Source organism: Limosilactobacillus viscerum, from assembly GCF_947387525.1.
In the GTDB taxonomy this organism is placed as follows: domain Bacteria; phylum Bacillota; class Bacilli; order Lactobacillales; family Lactobacillaceae; genus Limosilactobacillus; species Limosilactobacillus viscerum.
Genome location: NZ_CANDNW010000008.1, coordinates 1 through 17,589, shown reverse-complemented (window position 1 = coordinate 17,589; position 17,589 = coordinate 1). Strand labels below are relative to the sequence as shown.

Genomic DNA, 17,589 nt, shown 5'->3' with positions numbered 1-17,589 from the left:
TGTCACGGGTCCTTGTTTTTTAGTTTCGAATATTACAGAGATATCGCGTGCCACAACCCGGTTTGGGCCTTAGTGTCTAGCTACGGACAATCGCTAGCCCGTTCCGTGCTAACGATCGTCCTATGCTAGCCATACAGGCCCAAACCGGGTTGTGGCACAGCTCCATTTTATTTAAAAATCTCTTAACATGGACTTGCCGCTAGCTACAATATGGTAGGATATTATTAGTAAGTAAGAGATGGGAGGAGAACGCCGCAACAAATTAAAGCTGCACTCACTACCGCTGGTTTTTAACCAACCGATCGTAATGTCGCTTTACTATATTTATTGAGGTAAAAAATGAAACAAGCTTATCAACTAACTACTGACGAACTTAAGCAGCAAAACGGCCTGCGCGAATTGACTACTGGGTTAACAAGTCAAGAAGCACAGCAACGCCTTGCTTCGGAAGGTAAGAATATTTTGGAAGTTAAGCCAACGCCAAAATGGAAGATCTTCCTTCGTCAGTTCAACAATATTGTCATTTACATTTTACTGGTTGCTACCCTACTAACGGTCTTAATCGGCCACTACACTGATGCCATTGTCATCATGGCCGTGGTAATCCTTAATTCCTTAATCGGCTACTTCCAGGAAACAAGCGCTGCTAATGCACTTGCAAAGCTCCAGGAAATGATGGCGCAACACGCCACGGTTTACCGGGATGGTCAGCGGCAAGACGTCGATGCTGCCGACCTGGTTGTCGGTGATGTGGTTTTCCTCGAAGCTGGTGATAACGTCCCGGCTGACCTGCGGATCGTTTCCGCGGATAACCTCCGGATTGAAGAATCAGCACTGACTGGTGAAACTAATTCCGTGATCAAAACCGATGAAGCTTTAGTTGATGACGATGTACCCCTGGCCGACCGGGTTAACATGGCCTACTCCTCTACTTCCGTCACTAGCGGTAGTGGGCTCGGAATTGTCGTCGCTACCGGTGAACAGACCGAAATTGGTAAGATTTCCCAAGAAGTAGCGCACATTAAGCCGAAGAAGACCCGGCTAACCAAAGAAATTGACCACGTTGGGACTGTCGTTTCCTACATTACGATCATCGGGTCCGTGCTGATCTTCATCATTGGTTTCTTCCTGCAGATTTACTCATTGCCTGCCCTGGCGCTAGCCGTTGTCGCCATGCTGGTGGGGTCAATTCCGGAAGGTCTTCCGGCAACCACCTCTGTAATCCTGGCCTTTGGTGTTTCCAAAATGGCTAAACACTACAAGGCAATTATCAAGTCCATGCCCGCTGTTGAAACGCTTGGCTCGGTTGACGTAATCGCCACTGATAAGACCGGTACCCTGACGAAAAACGAAATGACCGCAATTGAGCTGTGGTCCGGTGACCAGCATTATACGGTTACGGGAACCGGGTACGGCCCTGAAGGACAAATCCAATTAAACAACCAGCCGGCACCGTTAGATGACCAGCTGAAGCTTTTCTTGGAAGCTGGTTTCCAGGCTAACGATACGGTACTGACCAATGAAGACGGCCAGTGGGTAATTAACGGTGAACCAACTGACGGTGCCTTCCTTACTCTTTACCGGAAGGCCCTCGGTGTCGACTACCATTCACAATACGAGCCGCAGGATCTTCTTCCGTTCGACTCTGACTACCGCTACATTGCGGAATTGACCAAGGATACCGCTAATAACCAGCAGGTCATCTTCGTCAAGGGTTCTCCTGACAAGTTATTTGAAATGGCCGCAAAGGCTGACCCAAGTTTTGACCTTGCTAAGTGGCAGGGACGGGTTAATGAATGGTCAAAAGAAGGTAAACGGGTCATCGCGCTTGGTTACCAAACCGTCCAGGGTGAAAACCTGATGGAGGTTGAACATGACCACCTTTACCGTGGGATCCACCTACTTGGCCTCGCTGCCCTGCAAGATGCACCACGGGAAGAAGTAATTGCTGCTTTGAAGATAATGAACCGGGCTGGCGTTGCCGTTAAGATGATTACGGGGGATGACCCCCAGACCGCGCGTGCGATCGGCCACCAACTTGGCTTGGCTCCTGGTGAAATTCATGCCATTACCGGTGCAGAATGGGACAAGCTCTCACCGGAAGAACAAGCTGACGCAGCCAAGTTCAACCAGGTCTTTGCACGGACCACTCCGCAAAACAAGTTGGAAATTGTTAATGCCCTGCAAAAGGACCAGTTAGTTACCGCCATGGTTGGTGACGGGGTAAATGACGCTCCCGCCCTCAAGCAGGCTGATATTGGTGTTGCCATGGGGATCAAGGGGACCGATGTGGCTAAGGATGCCGCTGATATGATCCTTGGTGATGATAACTTTGCCACAATGGCCGCGGTAATTGAAGAAGGACGGCGGATTTACGACAACATCAAGAAGAGTATCCTCTTCCTGCTGCCAACGTCATTTGCTGAAGGGCTGGTCGTTGCCTTCTCTATCTTGACCGCCCAGCAAGTTCCGCTCCAACCAGTGCAGCTATTGTGGATCAACCTGGTTGCGGCGATTACCATCCAGTTCGCCTTCGTCTTTGAAAAGGCCGAACCAGGATTAATGGATCGACCGCCACGTCCTGTTACCTCCCGGCTAATGGGCCGGCATGACCTTATCCAAATGGGTTATGTTTCGGCATTGATGGCAATTTTCGCCCTGGTTTCATTTGACTGGTTTACTGGTCACGATTCCAGTATAATTAACGCGACAACCATGATGATCAACGTGATTGTAATTAGCAAGCTCTTCTACTTCTTCAGCATTCGGACCGACCATTACGGATTGGGCCAAATTAAGACAATCACCAGTAAGGCCTGGGGAGTTATTGGTATCATGCTGGCATTCCAGCTGATCCTAACTTACGTGCCGTTTATGCAAGAAGCATTTCATGTTACCGGCATCAGCATTACTGAGTGGCTAGCCGTAATTGTCTTCTCCTGCCTCATCATGCTGGTTGCTGAATTCGATAAGTGGGTTCGCTTTAGAAAGGAACATAAGAATGTCACAGATTAATACCTTCATTTTTGATATTGACGGTACCCTAATCGATACCTTCGACATGTATATGCCAGCAATGGTCAATACCCTCCGGAAGCACGGTTATCAAATTGCTCCCGAAGATGAGTTGCCAACCATGAAAAAGCTCTTCGGAATTACCGGAGTTGATGCGCTAAAGATCTTTGGTGTGCGGCCAGATGAAATTGCACCTATCCAAAAAGAATGGTTTGACGCTGCTTACGAACGGGAAAATTACGTTAAAGTAATCGACCAAGTCCCAGAAGCGCTGGTAAAGCTGGCCGCGGTTGATGGAAATAAGCTCGGGGTTGCTACCTCAAAGTTGCAAGACGAATACGACCATTTCAAGCAACAGTACGACTTTGCCAAGCTCTTTGACTCGGCAATTACGTCTTCTGATACCAAGAAGCACAAGCCTGATCCAGAACCAATCCTGGCTGCGGTAAAGAAGCTTGGCTCCACTCCTGAACAGAGCGTGTATGTTGGTGACACCATTAACGACCTGAAGGCAGCCAAGGCCGCGGGGGTTAGGTTTGCTGGTGCCCTTTACGGTTCAGCCAATCCCGATGCAATCAAGGATGCTGATTACCCACTAACAACGCCCATGGATCTCTTAAAAATTTAACTTGCGCGAATCCTAATCAAAAGAGAGGAGCTAGATAGAAGTTATTCGACTTCTATCTAGCTCCTCTTCTCGTTTTCGCCAAAGCTTAGTTAATCTTTCTTAAACAATGCAGCCATCTTCGCGGCTACTTCTGGGTCAAGGTTATCTGCCAGGGTGCTCTCCTCTTGCTTCTTTTCATCCGCCTGGTTCTTAATGGTCTGGGCCAGTTCATCGGCAACTGCCTGCTCCCCCACCTTGATTGGGTTAACCGACAGACGACCTCCCGCTGCATCGGCATGGCCACCGCCGCCGAAGTACTTTTCAGCAAACTTTGCCACATCTAACTTGCCGTTGCTCCGTAGCGAAACGCTAACCGGACTGATTACTAGTGCCGCATCAACATCCGGATTTTGGTCAAGCAGCTCATGGGCAATCTCCGACTTATAGTCACTCGCGTACACAATTCCAAACTGGTGGCCGTCCAGCTCGGCCTTTAGTACATCTTTCAGGTGGCTCTTCAGGTATTTTGCCCGCCGCTCATTCAGGGTCCGGATCAACAATTGGTTGGCCTCCCGGTATTTCTGCCAGCCAGCACTAAAGACATCCATGACAAAGTCTTCGGAGTCTTGCAGGGGATAAAACCAAAAGAGCTGGTCTAAGTCGTCAGCCGCGGTCCGCTCTTCATCATCCATCTCAGGATCATTTTGCCAATCCCAGGTGTCATAGGCACGAATCAGCTCGACCAGGTAGGCCAGGTCTTGCCGGCGCTCTTCAGGTAAGTCATTAAAATGGGGTTGCTGGGTCAACCAGTCCCATGCCAGACTAGCTGTACTCGGGTTAACAGCCAGGTTAGCTGGCGTAACTGAATTAGCCGCGTACTTATTCCGCAACTCTTCTTCGCTTTCGTGGTGGTCAAACACCAGCCAGTGGTTAGCGAAATTCTCATTCAATTGCTGGAAAGTGTACTCACTATCCGGTGTCATATCCATAATGTAGACATCTGTAAACCGACCAGCTTCGGGGCTCTTTAACCAGTGGGCGAACTCTTCATCGATCCGCCCCGCCCCGCAGTTAGTCATGTCAAATTCGACATCCCCAAACATCGTTGGCTGGACCGTCTTTAGTAGCAACGGAGCACCGAAGCCGTCCAAATCATTGTGTGAAAATAACTTAATCAGCCGTTTAACCATTTTAATGACCACCTTATCGATTTTTATAACACCATTATACCGTTTTTCTCACCTGATCATAGCTCTTGGTAGCGTATCAACTGACATCATTCCATTAAATTGGTATGATAATCTTAATAGGTTGCAGAAAGGAACATGCTAAATGAAAATTTATGATTACCGGCAGGAAATAATTGACCTGCTGGAGAATACCAGCGGGGATAATGAAAGTCTCCTGCAGACACTCCGCAGTTTAACAACGATCGTCAACGTGTTAAACCATTACACAGATGACGACGAAGGCAGCACTGAGCCGGCGCCAGCAAAGAAACCACGCTTCCACCAGCACCAGGTTCACCACCGTCATGACCAGGAACTGCCTTCCACCGCTAAGAAGCAACTCCGCTCCCTGCTTACTGGCCCTTCCGTGGTAGCACAACCAACTAAGCCGGTTGTTACCCACGCCGAACCAGAAACAGTAACAGTAACTGAGGCACCACGGGAAATTAGTCCGGAGGAACGACTTGCTGCCGATAACCTTTACGTTGTCCACCGCAAGCTTTCCGGAGCAGAAATTAACCACCGTTACTACTCTGAAGCCATCCTCCACCACCTTCCGTTCCCAGTTGAAGATGGTGACGTGGTTGAACTTGACCGTGACCAGCAAGTACGCGGCCTGCCAAGCATTCGGCGGGTTACCGGTGACCACCTCGACGACTACGAGCCAGAAAACATTGCAGTGATTGAGTACGCTGAACTTAAGGCGGTTCCGGGGTCTGACGTTCTTCAAATCAGCAGTACGTTGAAGAAGAATTCGCTCCTTGATGAGGCGCCCGAGAATACAGTGGTTGTTGACCCATTTAAGTACCCTGGCCGGAGCTTAAAAGCGGGGATGGTAATTGATTATGCCTACTACGATCGCGGTAACGGTTTAAAGGATGCTGCCGATGGTTCCATTCGCTGGATCCACGAAAAAAATGATTATGACACAACCAAGCAACCAGCAAAGCCAAAGAAGGTTAAAAAGGTTACCCACCAACGCCATGATTACGAAAAGAAGCTAGACTATGACTTGAAGCAACGGACCGTGTTAGTAATTACCGGTATCCGTGACAAGGTTCAAGGACTAAAGCCAGTTGTTACCAAGCACCACGGTGTATTCCACGGCTTAGATGCTTCTGCCGAAGAAAAGGTTTCTTCCAGTACCCTGAAACGGGAAATCCGAAACGCCGACTTTGTCGTAGTCTGCATCGACGCTATCCACCACCGGATCAGCCAACTGGCTAACCACCACGCAAAGCGGTATGAAAAGCCGCTGGCCATCGCAAATGTCACTTCAAACATGGCGGTAGAACGCGCAATTGGCCGGGCACTAAATGGGGACCCCGCTTATGCCGTGGCTAGTGAAAAAATGAATTAACTTTAAATTTCTTGTTGACAATTATTAAAACTTGGTTAGAATAGTAAACAACAATTTAATTATTTGATCGCAATGAGAAAGAAGAGTAAGTTAGCTAATAACTCCAGCGAGTCTCGTGAGGTGTGAGGAGACAGTTCAATGGCTAGTTGAAAATCACTTTCGAGTCCTAATCTTAAAATCCAGTAAGATTAGGTGGTAACACCCATTATCGTGTCAGCGTATCGCTGTTAAGCCGTACGCGAAGAGGTTTGTTTTAATGACAACCTGAAAATAGGGTGGTACCACGCTAATGCGTCCCTTAACCAATGTGAGTTGGTTAAGGGACTTTTTTATTGGGATCAGAGCAATTATTTTTGATACTTTATTTATTCTAGGAGGGATTCTTATGCGTGATCTTACATCACCTAAGTTGTCATTTAAGCAATACCTGGTTGTTGCTTCACTACTGTTTGGTCTATTCTTCGGTGCCGGTAACCTAATTTTCCCATTGCATCTTGGTCAGCTGGCTGGTGCGAATTGGGCCCCCGCCGCACTCGGTTTCTTAGTTACCGGTGTATTGCTGCCGCTGTTATCAGTACTAGCCGTTTCTGTTACCCGTGCTGAAGGGGTTTATGATATTGGTCGTCCACTTGGTGCTGCCTTTGCACTTGTCTTCATGGTCTTGATTCACGCTACCATCGGTCCCCTCTTTGGAACACCCCGGACAGCAACGGTTTCCTTCACGGTTGGTGTTGCTCCATTCCTCTCAAAAGCGGCACAAGGTTGGGCTTTACTCCTCTTTTCCGCCCTTTTCTTCCTCGCAGCATTTGCCTTCTCTTACAAGGAAAATAATATCCTGGCTAACATTGGGAAAGTCCTAAACCCTGTTTTCTTAGTTCTTCTCTTCCTTGTTTTCGTCGTTGCCTTTGCCAATCCACTTGGTAATCCTGCCAATGAACCAGTTACGAGTGCTTATGTTCATGGTGCAGTAACTAATGGTTTTCTTGAAGGATACAACACGATGGATGCTCTAGCCGGTCTTGCATTTGGTGTAACGGTTGTTACTGCCGTTCGTTCAATGGGTCAACGGCGGGCAAAGGATGTTTCCAATGTTGTTGCCAAATCTGGTGTAATGGCCGTTGCCGGAATTGGCTTGATCTACTTACTCCTGATCCTTTTGGGTGCCATGTCACTTGGCCACTTCAAGGTTTCCGCTGATGGGGGCGTTGCCTTCAACCAACTTGTTAATTACTACGCTGGTGCATTCGGTCAAGTTGTCCTGGCCTTCTTGTTAACCGTTACCTGTTTAACAACTGCTGTTGGCCTGGTTGCTGCTTTTGCTCAGGACTTCCACAAACACTTCCCAAAAGTTAGCTATCACACTTGGCTCGCACTGAGTTGCCTGGCCTCCTTCTTATCTGCTAACTTTGGCCTTGATCAAATCATCGCCTGGTCAACCCCAATGTTAATGTTCCTCTACCCACTGGCAATGGTGCTGATCCTCTTATCAGTTAGCTCACCTTTGTTCCACCGCGATGGGGTCGTTTACTTTTTCGTTGTCCTCTTCACGGTCGTTCCAGCACTTGGCGACATGGTCGTAGCCTTTCCGGCAGTTGTTAGCGCCAGCCGCTTTGGCCAACAAGTAGCTGCTTGGCGGAGTAACCTCCCACTAGCTAGCATGGGACTATCATGGCTGGTTCCAGCACTGGTCGGCTTAGTAGTTGGCCTGCTCTTCCACTGGTTCCGCCGGCAACGCGTTACTGATAATGCAACTGAAACAGATTAAATCGTAATTTGTAGGGTGCTGTGCCTGAGACGCGAAGCCAGCCCCGCAAGCGCAAAAAAGGTCCAGAGTTCGGGTTTGACCGAGCACTGGACCTTTTGTTCTCTCTTATGTAATTCAACCCACTTAAGTTTTAGTGGGCCCCTAGCCTATTTTGTCCCCGCTTACCCAACCGGGATCCGAAAGGCTTCTGTTAGTTGGTTGAATCATACTTATTTAAGTTGAACTTCTTAATTGCGTAAATTAACTTACTTGCATAATTTGGGTCAGTCGCATACCCACCTTGTTGGAGAGCAATCGCTGCTTGACGGTAATTTTGAGCGGTCGTCACTGCTTTAAACCGGTTGTGGTTGTCAGCGGTCCCGTTAACAATCAGTTGGGTGTGGGCATTAATTGAATCTGCCCAACTATCGTAAGTCTGAAAGTATTGCTTAACCTTAATTGTTTTACCGTTCACATTTTCGGTTGTGTACATGCGAACCCGGTTCCGTTTTGAATTAGCCTTGATTCCAAAAAGGTTGTTGTACTTAGCTGCTAGCCTGCTTCGACCCCAGTTTGATTCCAAACCAGCCTGGGCGATTGTAATGCTAGCTGGTATGTGGTACTTTCTTTGTTCACGCTGTGCTGCTGGTGCTACTTCCTTGATGAATTCCGCGGTTGTAATATCGGTAGAATGCTGCTCCGGCTGTGCTGATTGGCGGTGCTGGTAATTAATTACTAACCCCACGACCACCAGGATAGCCACTAAGCCACCGACAATGCTGGTAATAATTGTTTTCTGCCGTTTTTTACTCATCATCACCACCCCTTACGTAAATTGAATTGTTGAATAGTATAAAAAAAGATCCGGCAATTGGCTACCAATATACCCGATCTTCAATCTATTTTCATAAAATAATTATCACTATTGCTTGTTTAACAGATCTTCCTTAATCTTGTTGAACCGCTTAGCATCAAGCATCTTCATCTGTGGGAAGCTCTTAACAAACCGCCGCTGGTTCCAACTCAAGTGGTAAGCAGGCCGGTCCTCCAGGTGTTCAAGGAAGTCCGTCCGCCAGGAGTGAAGGCGTTGAACCAGCACTGGCTTTTCTTCAGGCAATGCTTGCTCGATCCGACCACGCAGGCGTTCCTGGAAGGCAACCACCCGTTTTTCCCACATCTGCGTTGTAGTATGGAAATGTTCCACACTGATGATGGTCAAGACGGTATCGGTCCCCATCGCCACCGCAACAATAAGCGCTAGGAAACCATGAGTACGCATCTCTTCCCAATTAATTACCCGCTGGATAAACGGCTGGATAAAGCGGACCAGGACTACCACCCCAATTCCCCAGAATAAGGAAATCACTGGTGCAACCCGTCCCTGCAAGTTTCCCCACAGGTGGGAGTAGTCCCATAGTTTCATGTGAAACGTCTTTTCAAGAAAGAGGCTGGCCACGTATTCGAAAATGGTCGAAACTACCAGTCCTACAATAAAGAGCATGATTAAATTATTCTGTACCTCGTAGGTAGAAATCAAAATCGTGGTGACGGCAAAGCCATACACCGGGCAGTAAGGGCCAAATAAGAACCCCCGGTAAGCAAAGTGCCGGTCCTTGATTGAACAATAAAATGTCTCCCATAACCAGCCGACAACGGAATAAGTAAAGAAGAGGACAACCACTTCTGATAATGTATACGGCATTCTTTTCTCCTATTTCTTTAGACTCAGCTTTTCAACATTCAAGATTTTATCCAACCAACCAGTATAGAAGCTCTCTTCGTGGCTAACCAGGATGAGGTTACCAGGGAACTCCTGGAGAGCCTTCTTCAGCCCTTCCTTTGTTTCATCATCCAGGTGGTTGGTCGGTTCGTCCATGATTAAGAAGTTGCATGGTGTCAACTCAAGGATTGCTAGTTTGACCTTCGTTTGTTCCCCACCGGAAAGGAGGTGCAGTGCCTTTTGTGTATTAGCGGCATTGATCCCCGCACGAGCCAGTTTGGTCCGAATTGTCCGCGGCTGCATCGTTGGGAACATATTTTGGATCGTCTGTAAGGGAGTCAAACTTGGGCCGTCCCATTCAAGGTCCTGGTCAAAGTAATTTACCTTAGCTGATGGTGAGAAAGTAGCAGTCCCACCAAGCGCCGGGATCTTTTTCAGGATTGACTTGATCAAGGTTGACTTACCAACCCCGTTAAACCCGGTAAAGAGGAGCTTCTCTCCCATTGTCATTGAGAAGGTTACCGGGGCCAGCAACGGGCGGCCGTAACCAACGGAAAGGTTTTCCACCCGTAATGCGTTGGCGGAACCAGTGTTTTCGTACGGAAAATGGAAGACGGCCTTAAGGTTATCAGCCGGCGGTTCAACCCGCTTCATCCGGGCAAGCATCTTCTCCCGTGACTTAGCCATCGTTGACTTAGAGCCCGCCTTGTTTTTACGAATAAACCGTTCTGCCTTTTCAATTACGACCTGCTGCTTCTCGTATTCCCGTTCCTGTGCTTCCTTTCGTTCTTCCTTTTGCCGCATAGCTTGTTGGAAGCTACCGCGGTACTTGGTAATCTTATTAAAGGAAACATCACAGATTGTGTTCGTGACTTGTTCCAAGAAGTCATAGTCGTGGGAAATAATCATTGCCGCACCATCGTAGTTGTTCAAGTATTCAATCAACCATTCAATGTGGGCCGTATCAAGGTAGTTAGTCGGTTCGTCCAGCAGGATAACATCAGGGTTTTCCAGCAGCATCTTTGCCAAAATGATTTTCGAACGTTGGCCCCCACTCATTTCAGAAACGACGTGGTCCTTTCCAATTTCAGTCAGGCCCAGTCCGTTCATTACCCGGTCAATCTCGGTTTCAATATCGTAAAAATTATTGGCATCAAGTTTTTCCTGGATCCGTCCCGCTTTTGTCAGCAGGTTATCATCCATCTTGTCAGCATAGTCCTGGTAGAGCTGGTTCATCTGGTCATTCAGCTTGTACAAATCCGCAAAAGCAGTATGGAGGAACTCGATCAGGGTCATCCCCTTCGGAATATCGACATACTGGTCAAGGTAACCAATCTTAACCCCCTTTTGCCACTTAATTGATCCTTCAACCGGCAATGTCTTACCAATCAGGATCTTAATGAGGGTTGACTTACCGGCGCCGTTTTGGCCGACAATCCCCATGTGTTCATGTTTCTCTAATTGAAAACTGGCATCTTCGTAGAGCTTCTTATCGGCATAGCTCATTGTCAGCCCTTCTACATCTAAAACTGCCATTCTCTTCTCCTTCGTATGCAAAGTATACTTATTTAATGGTATCACAGGCAACGCCAGATCAGCAATTATCCCCAGGGCACAGCTCTTCATGAGAATTTTTTAATAAAAGTATTGACACTCCCAAACGGCTTGGCTATACTTAAAAGCAATTACAAACAAGGGAGTAAGTACAATGAAGCAAAGTCAGTTATACAACCGCATTAACCGTTGGCAAAGCCGGTAAGCTCAGGTTGATTCGTCATGGATGCAACCTGAAAAGCAGATTGCATCTGTGCCGGCTGATTTTGACATTCATTCAGTCCGCATGGATCCACGTGCGGACTTTTATTTTGCCCTTCAAAATGGGAGTCCAGGTATGTGGGCTCCCATTTTTTAGTTAAGAAAGGTGTGAAGAACATGAAGCGAATGTATACCTTGATCACCCTGCTGGTGGCTTTCCTAGGGGTAGCATTCTTTACAGAAAATGGTAATGGTTTTATTAGGCAGCGAACACCCCACGTTGGTGTCCTCACCCTGATGCACCACCCCGCACTTGATCAGATTTACAAGGGGTACGTCGATGAACTCGCCCGCGAAGGTTATCACAACGGCAAGAACATCAAAATTGAATACCAAAATGCTAATGGTGACCAGAGTAATTTGAAAACGATGGCCTCCAAGCTGGTTAATGACAACTGCAACGTTATCTTCGGGATTACTACCCCCGCTGCTCAGGCTGTCGCTAACTCAACAAACAAGACGCCAATCGTCCTCGGGGCCGTTACCGATCCTAAGGGGGCGGGGCTGGTTAAGAACAACCAACACCCGGGTGGCAACATTAGTGGTGTTTCAGACCAGGCACCAATCAAGGAACAATTAAACCTGGTTAAGGAATTCATGCCCCACCTGAAAACATTAGGGGTCATCTACACTTCTAGCGATGCTTCTGCCGTCGCCGGCTACCACCAAATTAGTCGTGAATGCAAGCGGATGGGAATTAACCTAAAGTCTTACTCCATCGCTAATAGCAACGACCTCAACCAGGTATCCGAACAGATGCTCCAGCAGGTTGACGCGGTAGTCGTCCCAACCGATAACACAATTGCCGGAGCAATGCAGACACTGGTAAAGAACGCCAATGCGGCTAATAAGCCGGTCTTCCCCGCCGCCGCAACAATGGTCAAGCAAGGTGGGGTCGCAACCTACAGTGTTAACCAGTACCAGCTCGGTGTCCGCGGTGCGAAGATGACCGTTGCAATTCTGAAGGGGAAGAAGCCCGCTAACATGCCAATTGAATACGTTAAACATGGTGAGCCCGTCCTCAACCTCAAGCAGGCCCGGAAACTCGGTTTAACCGTACCAAAACACTTTGAACACGAAGTAAAAACGGAAGGAGCGATTTATCAATGAATCTAATGGTATCAGCAATCGGGCAAGGATTATTATGGGCACTACTAGGCCTCGGCCTATACCTTACCTTCCGAATTCTTGACTTCTGTGACATGACCGTTGAAGGAACTTTTCCCCTCGGCGCCGCGACTGCAGTCACCGCTATTTCCCGGGGAATAAATCCGTTACTTGCGACACTCCTCGCCATTCTTGCGGGAATGATTGCCGGCCTAGTCACGGGGCTGCTTTACACGAAGGGAAAGATTCCTAGCCTCCTCGCCGGGATTCTAACTATGACCGCAATTTACTCCGTTAACTTGCGGATCATGGGCAAGTCCAATATCTCCCTATTAGGCAAGCAAACCCTCTTTAGCGGTCACTTCATGACTAGCCTTCCCCAATACTTCGACAGCGTCGTAATGGGGATCATCGTAATTGCCATCGTCACTATCTTAATGGTTCTCTTCCTGGCAACTGATTATGGACAAGCCTTCATTGCCACTGGTGATAACCCCACAATGGCAAAATCACTTGGGATTCATACCGACAAGATGGTGATCGTTGGCCTGATGGTTTCAAACGGAATGGTTGGCCTTTGTGGGGCCCTGATCGCCCAGAATAACGGTTATGCCGACATCAACATGGGGATTGGAACCATCGTTATCGCCCTGGCATCAATCATTATCGGTGAAGTTGCCTTTGGCGAATTGACCCTAAACCAGCGGCTGGTAGCTGTGACCCTCGGTAGTATTATTTACCGGATTATCCTGCTGGTTGTCCTCCAACTTGGTTTCTCCGCTAACGACCTCAACTTAATTTCATCAATTGTCCTGGCAATCTGCATGATGATCCCGCAGCTGGAACAGCACCTGCAGATCAAGAAGCCAATTTTGAAAGGAGTGCGTCCACATGAGTAAGCCCATCCTTGAACTAAAAAATGTTAAAACCGTTGTTAATAAGGGCACTGCCAATGAGGCAACGATCCTCAAGGGGATTAACCTTACGATCAACGAGGGCGATTTTATTACCATCGTCGGTACTAACGGTGCCGGCAAGTCGACCCTCTTTAACGTTATCGGGGGCAACCTCCACGCTGATGAAGGACAAATTCTCCATAACGGCAAGGACATTACCAAGAGTTCAGAAGAAGAGCGGACAACGTTCTTGTCCCGGGTCTTCCAGGATCCAAAGCTCGGTACCGCTCCCCGGATGACGGTTGCGGAAAACATGCTCCTTGCAACGAAGCGTGGTGAACGGCGGCACTTGGTTCTGCGGAAGCTAAAGCCCAACATGGCGCGGTTCACTGAGTTGGCAGCAACAATGAATAACGGTCTAGAACACCGAATGACAACGGCTACCGGTGCTCTCTCTGGTGGCCAGCGGCAGGCACTTAGTTTCTTAATGGCCACCCTCAAGCGGCCGGACATCATTCTTCTGGACGAACACACCGCGGCGCTGGACCCCCACACCAGTCTGAACCTCCTTCACGCCACTAACGGGCGAATCACTAAGGACCACCTGACGGCCCTGATGATTACCCACCACCTTGAGGATGCACTGACCTATGGTAACCGGCTAATCGTCCTTAAAGATGGCCAGATCAAGGCTGACTTTACTGGTGAAGATAAGCAGAAATTAACCACTGAAGACTTGTACCAGTTCTTTGAAGATTAAATAGCGGTTAAAGAATAACTCAATATCCGTACTACTTTTAAGATGCTCATGGGAGTGTGAAGGAAATCGCTGCGACTTCTTTCCCACTCCCTTTTTTCTTCAAAATACTACAGAGTAATCGCGGGGAAAAAGCGAGTCCCTCAAGGCTAAGCTAGGACAAACGCCAACCCGTTCCGTGCCAACGTCTGTTCTAGCTTACCCAACCGGGACTCCGAGAAGCTTTTTCCCCAGCTTCCTTTATTTGTCCCCGCCTTTTCCCTACAATGAGGAAGTAAATTAAATTTTAAGGAGATAATTATTAATGCCATGTACTACACTTTTAGCTGGTAAGGGTGTCACCGCTGACGGTTCAACCATGATTGCCCGGAATGAAGACTACGGCCATTCTTTTAACCCCAAGCGCTTTGTCGTTGTTAAGCCTGAAGATCAACCAACTGATTACCAGTCGGTCACTTCTAAGTGCAAGGTTGACTTGCCAAAGAATCCCCTTCGCTACACCGCCTTGCCCGAAAACAAGGCCGCTGAAAAACGGATGGGGATCTGGGCCGAAGCCGGAATTAACGCTGCCAATGTAACGATGTCCGCCACCGAAACCAGCACCACCAACCCACGGATTTTAGGAATTGACCCGTATAATAAGGCCGGAATTGGTGAAGAAGATTTTGTTACTATTACCCTTCCGTATATTCACTCCGCTAAGGAAGGGGTCCAACTGCTCGGTAGCTACCTGGAAAAGTACGGGACTTACGAGTCAAATGGTGTAATTTTCTCTGATAAGGATGACATCTGGTACATGGAAACAATCGGTGGTCACCACTGGGCTGCTAAGCGGGTCCCCGACGATTCCTACGTTGTCGCCCCAAACTGGTTTGCCATTACTGACTTCGACTTTACTGCCGACGACACAATGGCTGACGATGACCTTGAAGAAATGATCAAGGAATTCCACCTCAACGTAGATGGTGGCAACAAGTATAACTTCCGCCACATTTTCGGTAGCCATAACGACTCCGACTACTCCTACAACATCCCCCGCCAGTGGTACATTCAAAAGCTATTCAACCCTCGCGATGTTGAGCAACCGGATAATCCGGACTTGCCATGGGCTAAGAAGCCAGAGCACAAGTTAACCGTTGAAGACTTTAAGTACGCATTAAGTTCACGCTACCAGCACACGCCTTACGACCCTTATAGTGAGATGGGGACCGATGGGCAGCGGCACGCCTTTCGGCCAATTGGTTTCCAGCGAAACCAGGAGATCCATATTCTGCAAATCCGGAATGACGTTTCCGCTGACCGCGCAGCTATTTGCTGGTTAGCATACGGTCCAAACGCCTTTAATGGAATTGCACCGTTCTACACCAATGTTCTTGATACTCCTTCAACCTACCGCGATACAACTGAAGATTATGACATCACGAAGATGTACTGGTTAATTCACACAATCACCACCATCGCCGATGACCATCCAAAGCGGTACAACAACATCATCGAAGACATGAAGCAGAACGTAATCGCTGCCGGACGCCACGTTGTGTTGTCAACCGATGAAAAGACTGCTGGCTTAACTGGTGAAGGTCTTCAAAAGGCACTTGAAGCTGCTAACGAATTAACTGCCCAGCAAGCCTACCGACTCGGGATGAAGTGTTTGGGTGAGATGGTTAAGACTGGCTCACTGCAAATTCGCCTGAACTATTAGCTTGTAATTTGAGCAACGCTGAAAATATCTACCAATCAAAAAATGGCTGAGAAAAAATTTGATTTTCCCAGTCATTTTTTCTGTACAAATCGGCTAGCAGCCACGTAAAATAATCACCATTGGAGTGAAACACAATGAACGATTTATTTGAAAATACCTCAATTAAAAAAGCATATTTTACCCTTGCACTGCCGGTTGTGCTAAGCATGGCCGTTACCCTGATCTACAACATGGTCGACACTTTCTTCGTCGCCCAGACACAAAATCCCGACCTGGTTGCTGGTGTTTCGCAGGGGGCACCGCTCTTCACAATGATGATCGCCCTTGGTGATATCTTTGGTTTGGGCGGTAGTTCCGTTATTTCCCGCCTCTTTGGTGAACACAAGGACCGGACCGGCCGCTTCGTTAGTGGCTATTGCTTCTATTCGTCGATTCTTTGCGGAATCATCGTGACCATCGTCATGCTAGCCTTCCAGACACCCTTTCTTCACCTGCTAGGTGCTTCTCCTAGTACTTGGAAATACGCCCGCGAATACTACCTGGTAATGGCATGGGGTGCAACCTTCGTTATCTTTGGTCTGACCCCCACCAACATCTTACGGACGGAGGGGCTGGCGGTCCAGTCGATGATCGCCAGCATGACCGGGACCATTATCAACATCTTCCTTAATCCCGTCTTCATCTTCACCTGTGGCTGGGGAGCCGCTGGTTCTGCACTCGCAACGGTAACTTCAACCGTAATTGCCGATGTTATCATGGTTTATTACACCCACTACAAGAGTAAGAAGCTGACCACTTCCATCAAGGAAACCAAGATTAGCCGCCACCTCCAGTGGGAAATTTACGCAATTGGTATTCCAGCTTCCATCACCAACTTGATGGCCACCTTTGCGACTGCACTCTCCAACCGTTATTTGATTTCTTACGGGGCCTCCAGCGTTGCGGCAATGGGGATCGCACTGAAGATCAGTTTGGTAACAAACATGATCGTTGCCGGGCTGGCTTTCGGCGCCCAGCCACTAATTGGCTATAATTATGGTGCCAAGGACCAGAAACGGTTCCGGGAAACTATTCACTTCGACATTCTCGTGGTCGCCGGTTTCTCATTTTGTGCTACCATCTTACTGATCATCTTCGCACCGTTCCTGATCCGCTTATTCATGAAGGACCCTACCGTCATCCGGGAAGGTACCGGAATGATCCGCTGGCTGAGCTCATCTGCTACCCTGGCTGGCGTGATTCTTGTATTTACCACAATGTTCCAGTCAATGGGAAAAGCCGTTCCCGCATTCTGGTTATCCTTCTGCCGGCAAGGGCTGATCTTCGCGGCAGTTATTATCGTCCTTCATGCCCTGTTTGGCTACACCGGTATTCTTGCCGCCCAACCAGTTTCGGACCTGCTAACCTTCCTCCTTTCGCTATTCCTATTTCGGGTTTACCGACCTAACTTTACTAAATAGTACAGGTACCTCGGGGTGTGGCACGCGATACCTCTGCAATATTAGAAACTAAAAGAGAAGCGTAACAGAAGTTGTAACTGACTTCTGTCCCGCTTCTCTTTATTTATGGCAGATTGCAAGAAATAACTTGAACGAATTTAATGACGTAAATTAAGCAGGAAGATCTCGATTGGTGTG

The 17,589-nt window shown here is 48.1% G+C and carries 13 protein-coding genes and 1 other annotated feature; of the genes, 9 read left to right on the top strand and 4 right to left on the bottom strand.

What is annotated here, in order from left to right; genetic code table 11:
• Positions 1-339: 339 nt before the first annotated feature.
• Together QOS07_RS03810 and QOS07_RS03805 are read left to right on the top strand one after the other, a co-directional pair.
• Positions 340-3,015: an HAD-IC family P-type ATPase gene (locus QOS07_RS03810; protein WP_283587683.1), complete on the top strand. Its 2,676-nt coding sequence runs from the start codon at positions 340-342 to the stop codon at positions 3,013-3,015.
• Entirely contained in the window at positions 3,002-3,643 is a 642-nt protein-coding gene (locus QOS07_RS03805; protein ID WP_283587682.1) for an HAD family hydrolase, read from the top strand. The genes QOS07_RS03810 and QOS07_RS03805 overlap by 14 nt, the downstream gene beginning before the upstream one ends.
• 89 nt (positions 3,644-3,732) lie before the next feature.
• On the opposite strand, the gene QOS07_RS03800 is transcribed toward QOS07_RS03805, so the two are convergent.
• The gene (locus tag QOS07_RS03800; RefSeq protein ID WP_283587681.1) at positions 3,733-4,812 is read right to left on the bottom strand and encodes a DHHA1 domain-containing protein; all 1,080 of its coding nucleotides are present in this window, start codon (positions 4,810-4,812) and stop codon (positions 3,733-3,735) included.
• Positions 4,813-4,954: 142 nt separating this feature from the next.
• Here QOS07_RS03800 and QOS07_RS03795 point away from each other — a divergent pair, with 142 nt between their 5' ends.
• Together QOS07_RS03795 and brnQ are read left to right on the top strand one after the other, a co-directional pair.
• Complete coding sequence (locus QOS07_RS03795) at positions 4,955-6,211, top strand: DUF2325 domain-containing protein (protein ID WP_283587680.1); 1,257 nt, start codon at positions 4,955-4,957, stop codon at positions 6,209-6,211.
• Between the two features lie 63 nt (positions 6,212-6,274).
• Positions 6,275-6,513 (top strand) — a binding site (T-box leader).
• A gap of 83 nt (positions 6,514-6,596) precedes the next feature.
• Entirely contained in the window at positions 6,597-7,976 is a 1,380-nt protein-coding gene (gene brnQ / locus QOS07_RS03790) for a branched-chain amino acid transport system II carrier protein (RefSeq protein ID WP_283587679.1), read from the top strand.
• Positions 7,977-8,166: 190 nt separating this feature from the next.
• Here the strand turns inward: brnQ and QOS07_RS03785 are convergent, their stop codons facing one another.
• The 3 genes from QOS07_RS03785 to QOS07_RS03775 form a co-directional block, all read right to left on the bottom strand.
• Positions 8,167-8,769, bottom strand: coding sequence for a glycoside hydrolase family 73 protein (locus QOS07_RS03785; protein WP_283587678.1), 603 nt, complete (start codon positions 8,767-8,769; stop codon positions 8,167-8,169).
• A gap of 108 nt (positions 8,770-8,877) precedes the next feature.
• Entirely contained in the window at positions 8,878-9,657 is a 780-nt protein-coding gene (locus QOS07_RS03780; protein ID WP_283587677.1) for a putative ABC transporter permease, read from the bottom strand.
• A 9-nt stretch (positions 9,658-9,666) separates the two neighbouring features.
• Entirely contained in the window at positions 9,667-11,211 is a 1,545-nt protein-coding gene (locus tag QOS07_RS03775; protein WP_283587676.1) for an ABC-F family ATP-binding cassette domain-containing protein, read from the bottom strand.
• Between the two features lie 396 nt (positions 11,212-11,607).
• Here QOS07_RS03775 and trpX point away from each other — a divergent pair, with 396 nt between their 5' ends.
• The 5 genes from trpX to QOS07_RS03750 all read left to right on the top strand — a co-directional run bounded on the left by trpX (position 11,608) and on the right by QOS07_RS03750 (position 17,412).
• Positions 11,608-12,600, top strand: a complete 993-nt coding sequence (gene trpX, locus QOS07_RS03770) for a tryptophan ABC transporter substrate-binding protein (RefSeq protein ID WP_283587675.1) — start codon at positions 11,608-11,610, stop codon at positions 12,598-12,600.
• Positions 12,597-13,496, top strand: coding sequence for an ABC transporter permease (locus tag QOS07_RS03765; RefSeq protein ID WP_283587674.1), 900 nt, complete (start codon positions 12,597-12,599; stop codon positions 13,494-13,496). Before trpX ends, QOS07_RS03765 begins: the two co-directional genes overlap by 4 nt.
• Positions 13,489-14,253, top strand: coding sequence for an ABC transporter ATP-binding protein (locus tag QOS07_RS03760; protein WP_283587673.1), 765 nt, complete (start codon positions 13,489-13,491; stop codon positions 14,251-14,253). The genes QOS07_RS03765 and QOS07_RS03760 overlap by 8 nt, the downstream gene beginning before the upstream one ends.
• Positions 14,254-14,554: 301 nt before the next feature.
• Positions 14,555-15,952, top strand: a complete 1,398-nt coding sequence (locus tag QOS07_RS03755; protein ID WP_283587672.1) for a C69 family dipeptidase — start codon at positions 14,555-14,557, stop codon at positions 15,950-15,952.
• Between the two features lie 134 nt (positions 15,953-16,086).
• Entirely contained in the window at positions 16,087-17,412 is a 1,326-nt protein-coding gene (locus tag QOS07_RS03750; RefSeq protein WP_283587671.1) for an MATE family efflux transporter, read from the top strand.
• Positions 17,413-17,589 lie beyond the last annotated feature (177 nt).

What these genes read in the sequence shown, in the direction of transcription:
- QOS07_RS03775 (WP_283587676.1), bottom strand. Translation starts at nt 11,211, where the DNA reads ATGGCAGTTTTAGATGTAGAAGGGCTGACAATGAGCTATGCCGATAAG.
- QOS07_RS03760 (WP_283587673.1), top strand. Translation starts at nt 13,489, where the DNA reads ATGAGTAAGCCCATCCTTGAACTAAAAAATGTTAAAACCGTTGTTAAT.
- QOS07_RS03785 (WP_283587678.1), bottom strand. Translation starts at nt 8,769, where the DNA reads ATGAGTAAAAAACGGCAGAAAACAATTATTACCAGCATTGTCGGTGGC.
- QOS07_RS03795 (WP_283587680.1), top strand. Translation starts at nt 4,955, where the DNA reads ATGAAAATTTATGATTACCGGCAGGAAATAATTGACCTGCTGGAGAAT.
- QOS07_RS03765 (WP_283587674.1), top strand. Translation starts at nt 12,597, where the DNA reads ATGAATCTAATGGTATCAGCAATCGGGCAAGGATTATTATGGGCACTA.
- trpX (WP_283587675.1), top strand. Translation starts at nt 11,608, where the DNA reads ATGAAGCGAATGTATACCTTGATCACCCTGCTGGTGGCTTTCCTAGGG.
- QOS07_RS03750 (WP_283587671.1), top strand. Translation starts at nt 16,087, where the DNA reads ATGAACGATTTATTTGAAAATACCTCAATTAAAAAAGCATATTTTACC.
- QOS07_RS03755 (WP_283587672.1), top strand. Translation starts at nt 14,555, where the DNA reads ATGCCATGTACTACACTTTTAGCTGGTAAGGGTGTCACCGCTGACGGT.
- brnQ (WP_283587679.1), top strand. Translation starts at nt 6,597, where the DNA reads ATGCGTGATCTTACATCACCTAAGTTGTCATTTAAGCAATACCTGGTT.
- QOS07_RS03805 (WP_283587682.1), top strand. Translation starts at nt 3,002, where the DNA reads ATGTCACAGATTAATACCTTCATTTTTGATATTGACGGTACCCTAATC.
- QOS07_RS03780 (WP_283587677.1), bottom strand. Translation starts at nt 9,657, where the DNA reads ATGCCGTATACATTATCAGAAGTGGTTGTCCTCTTCTTTACTTATTCC.
- QOS07_RS03800 (WP_283587681.1), bottom strand. Translation starts at nt 4,812, where the DNA reads ATGGTTAAACGGCTGATTAAGTTATTTTCACACAATGATTTGGACGGC.
- QOS07_RS03810 (WP_283587683.1), top strand. Translation starts at nt 340, where the DNA reads ATGAAACAAGCTTATCAACTAACTACTGACGAACTTAAGCAGCAAAAC.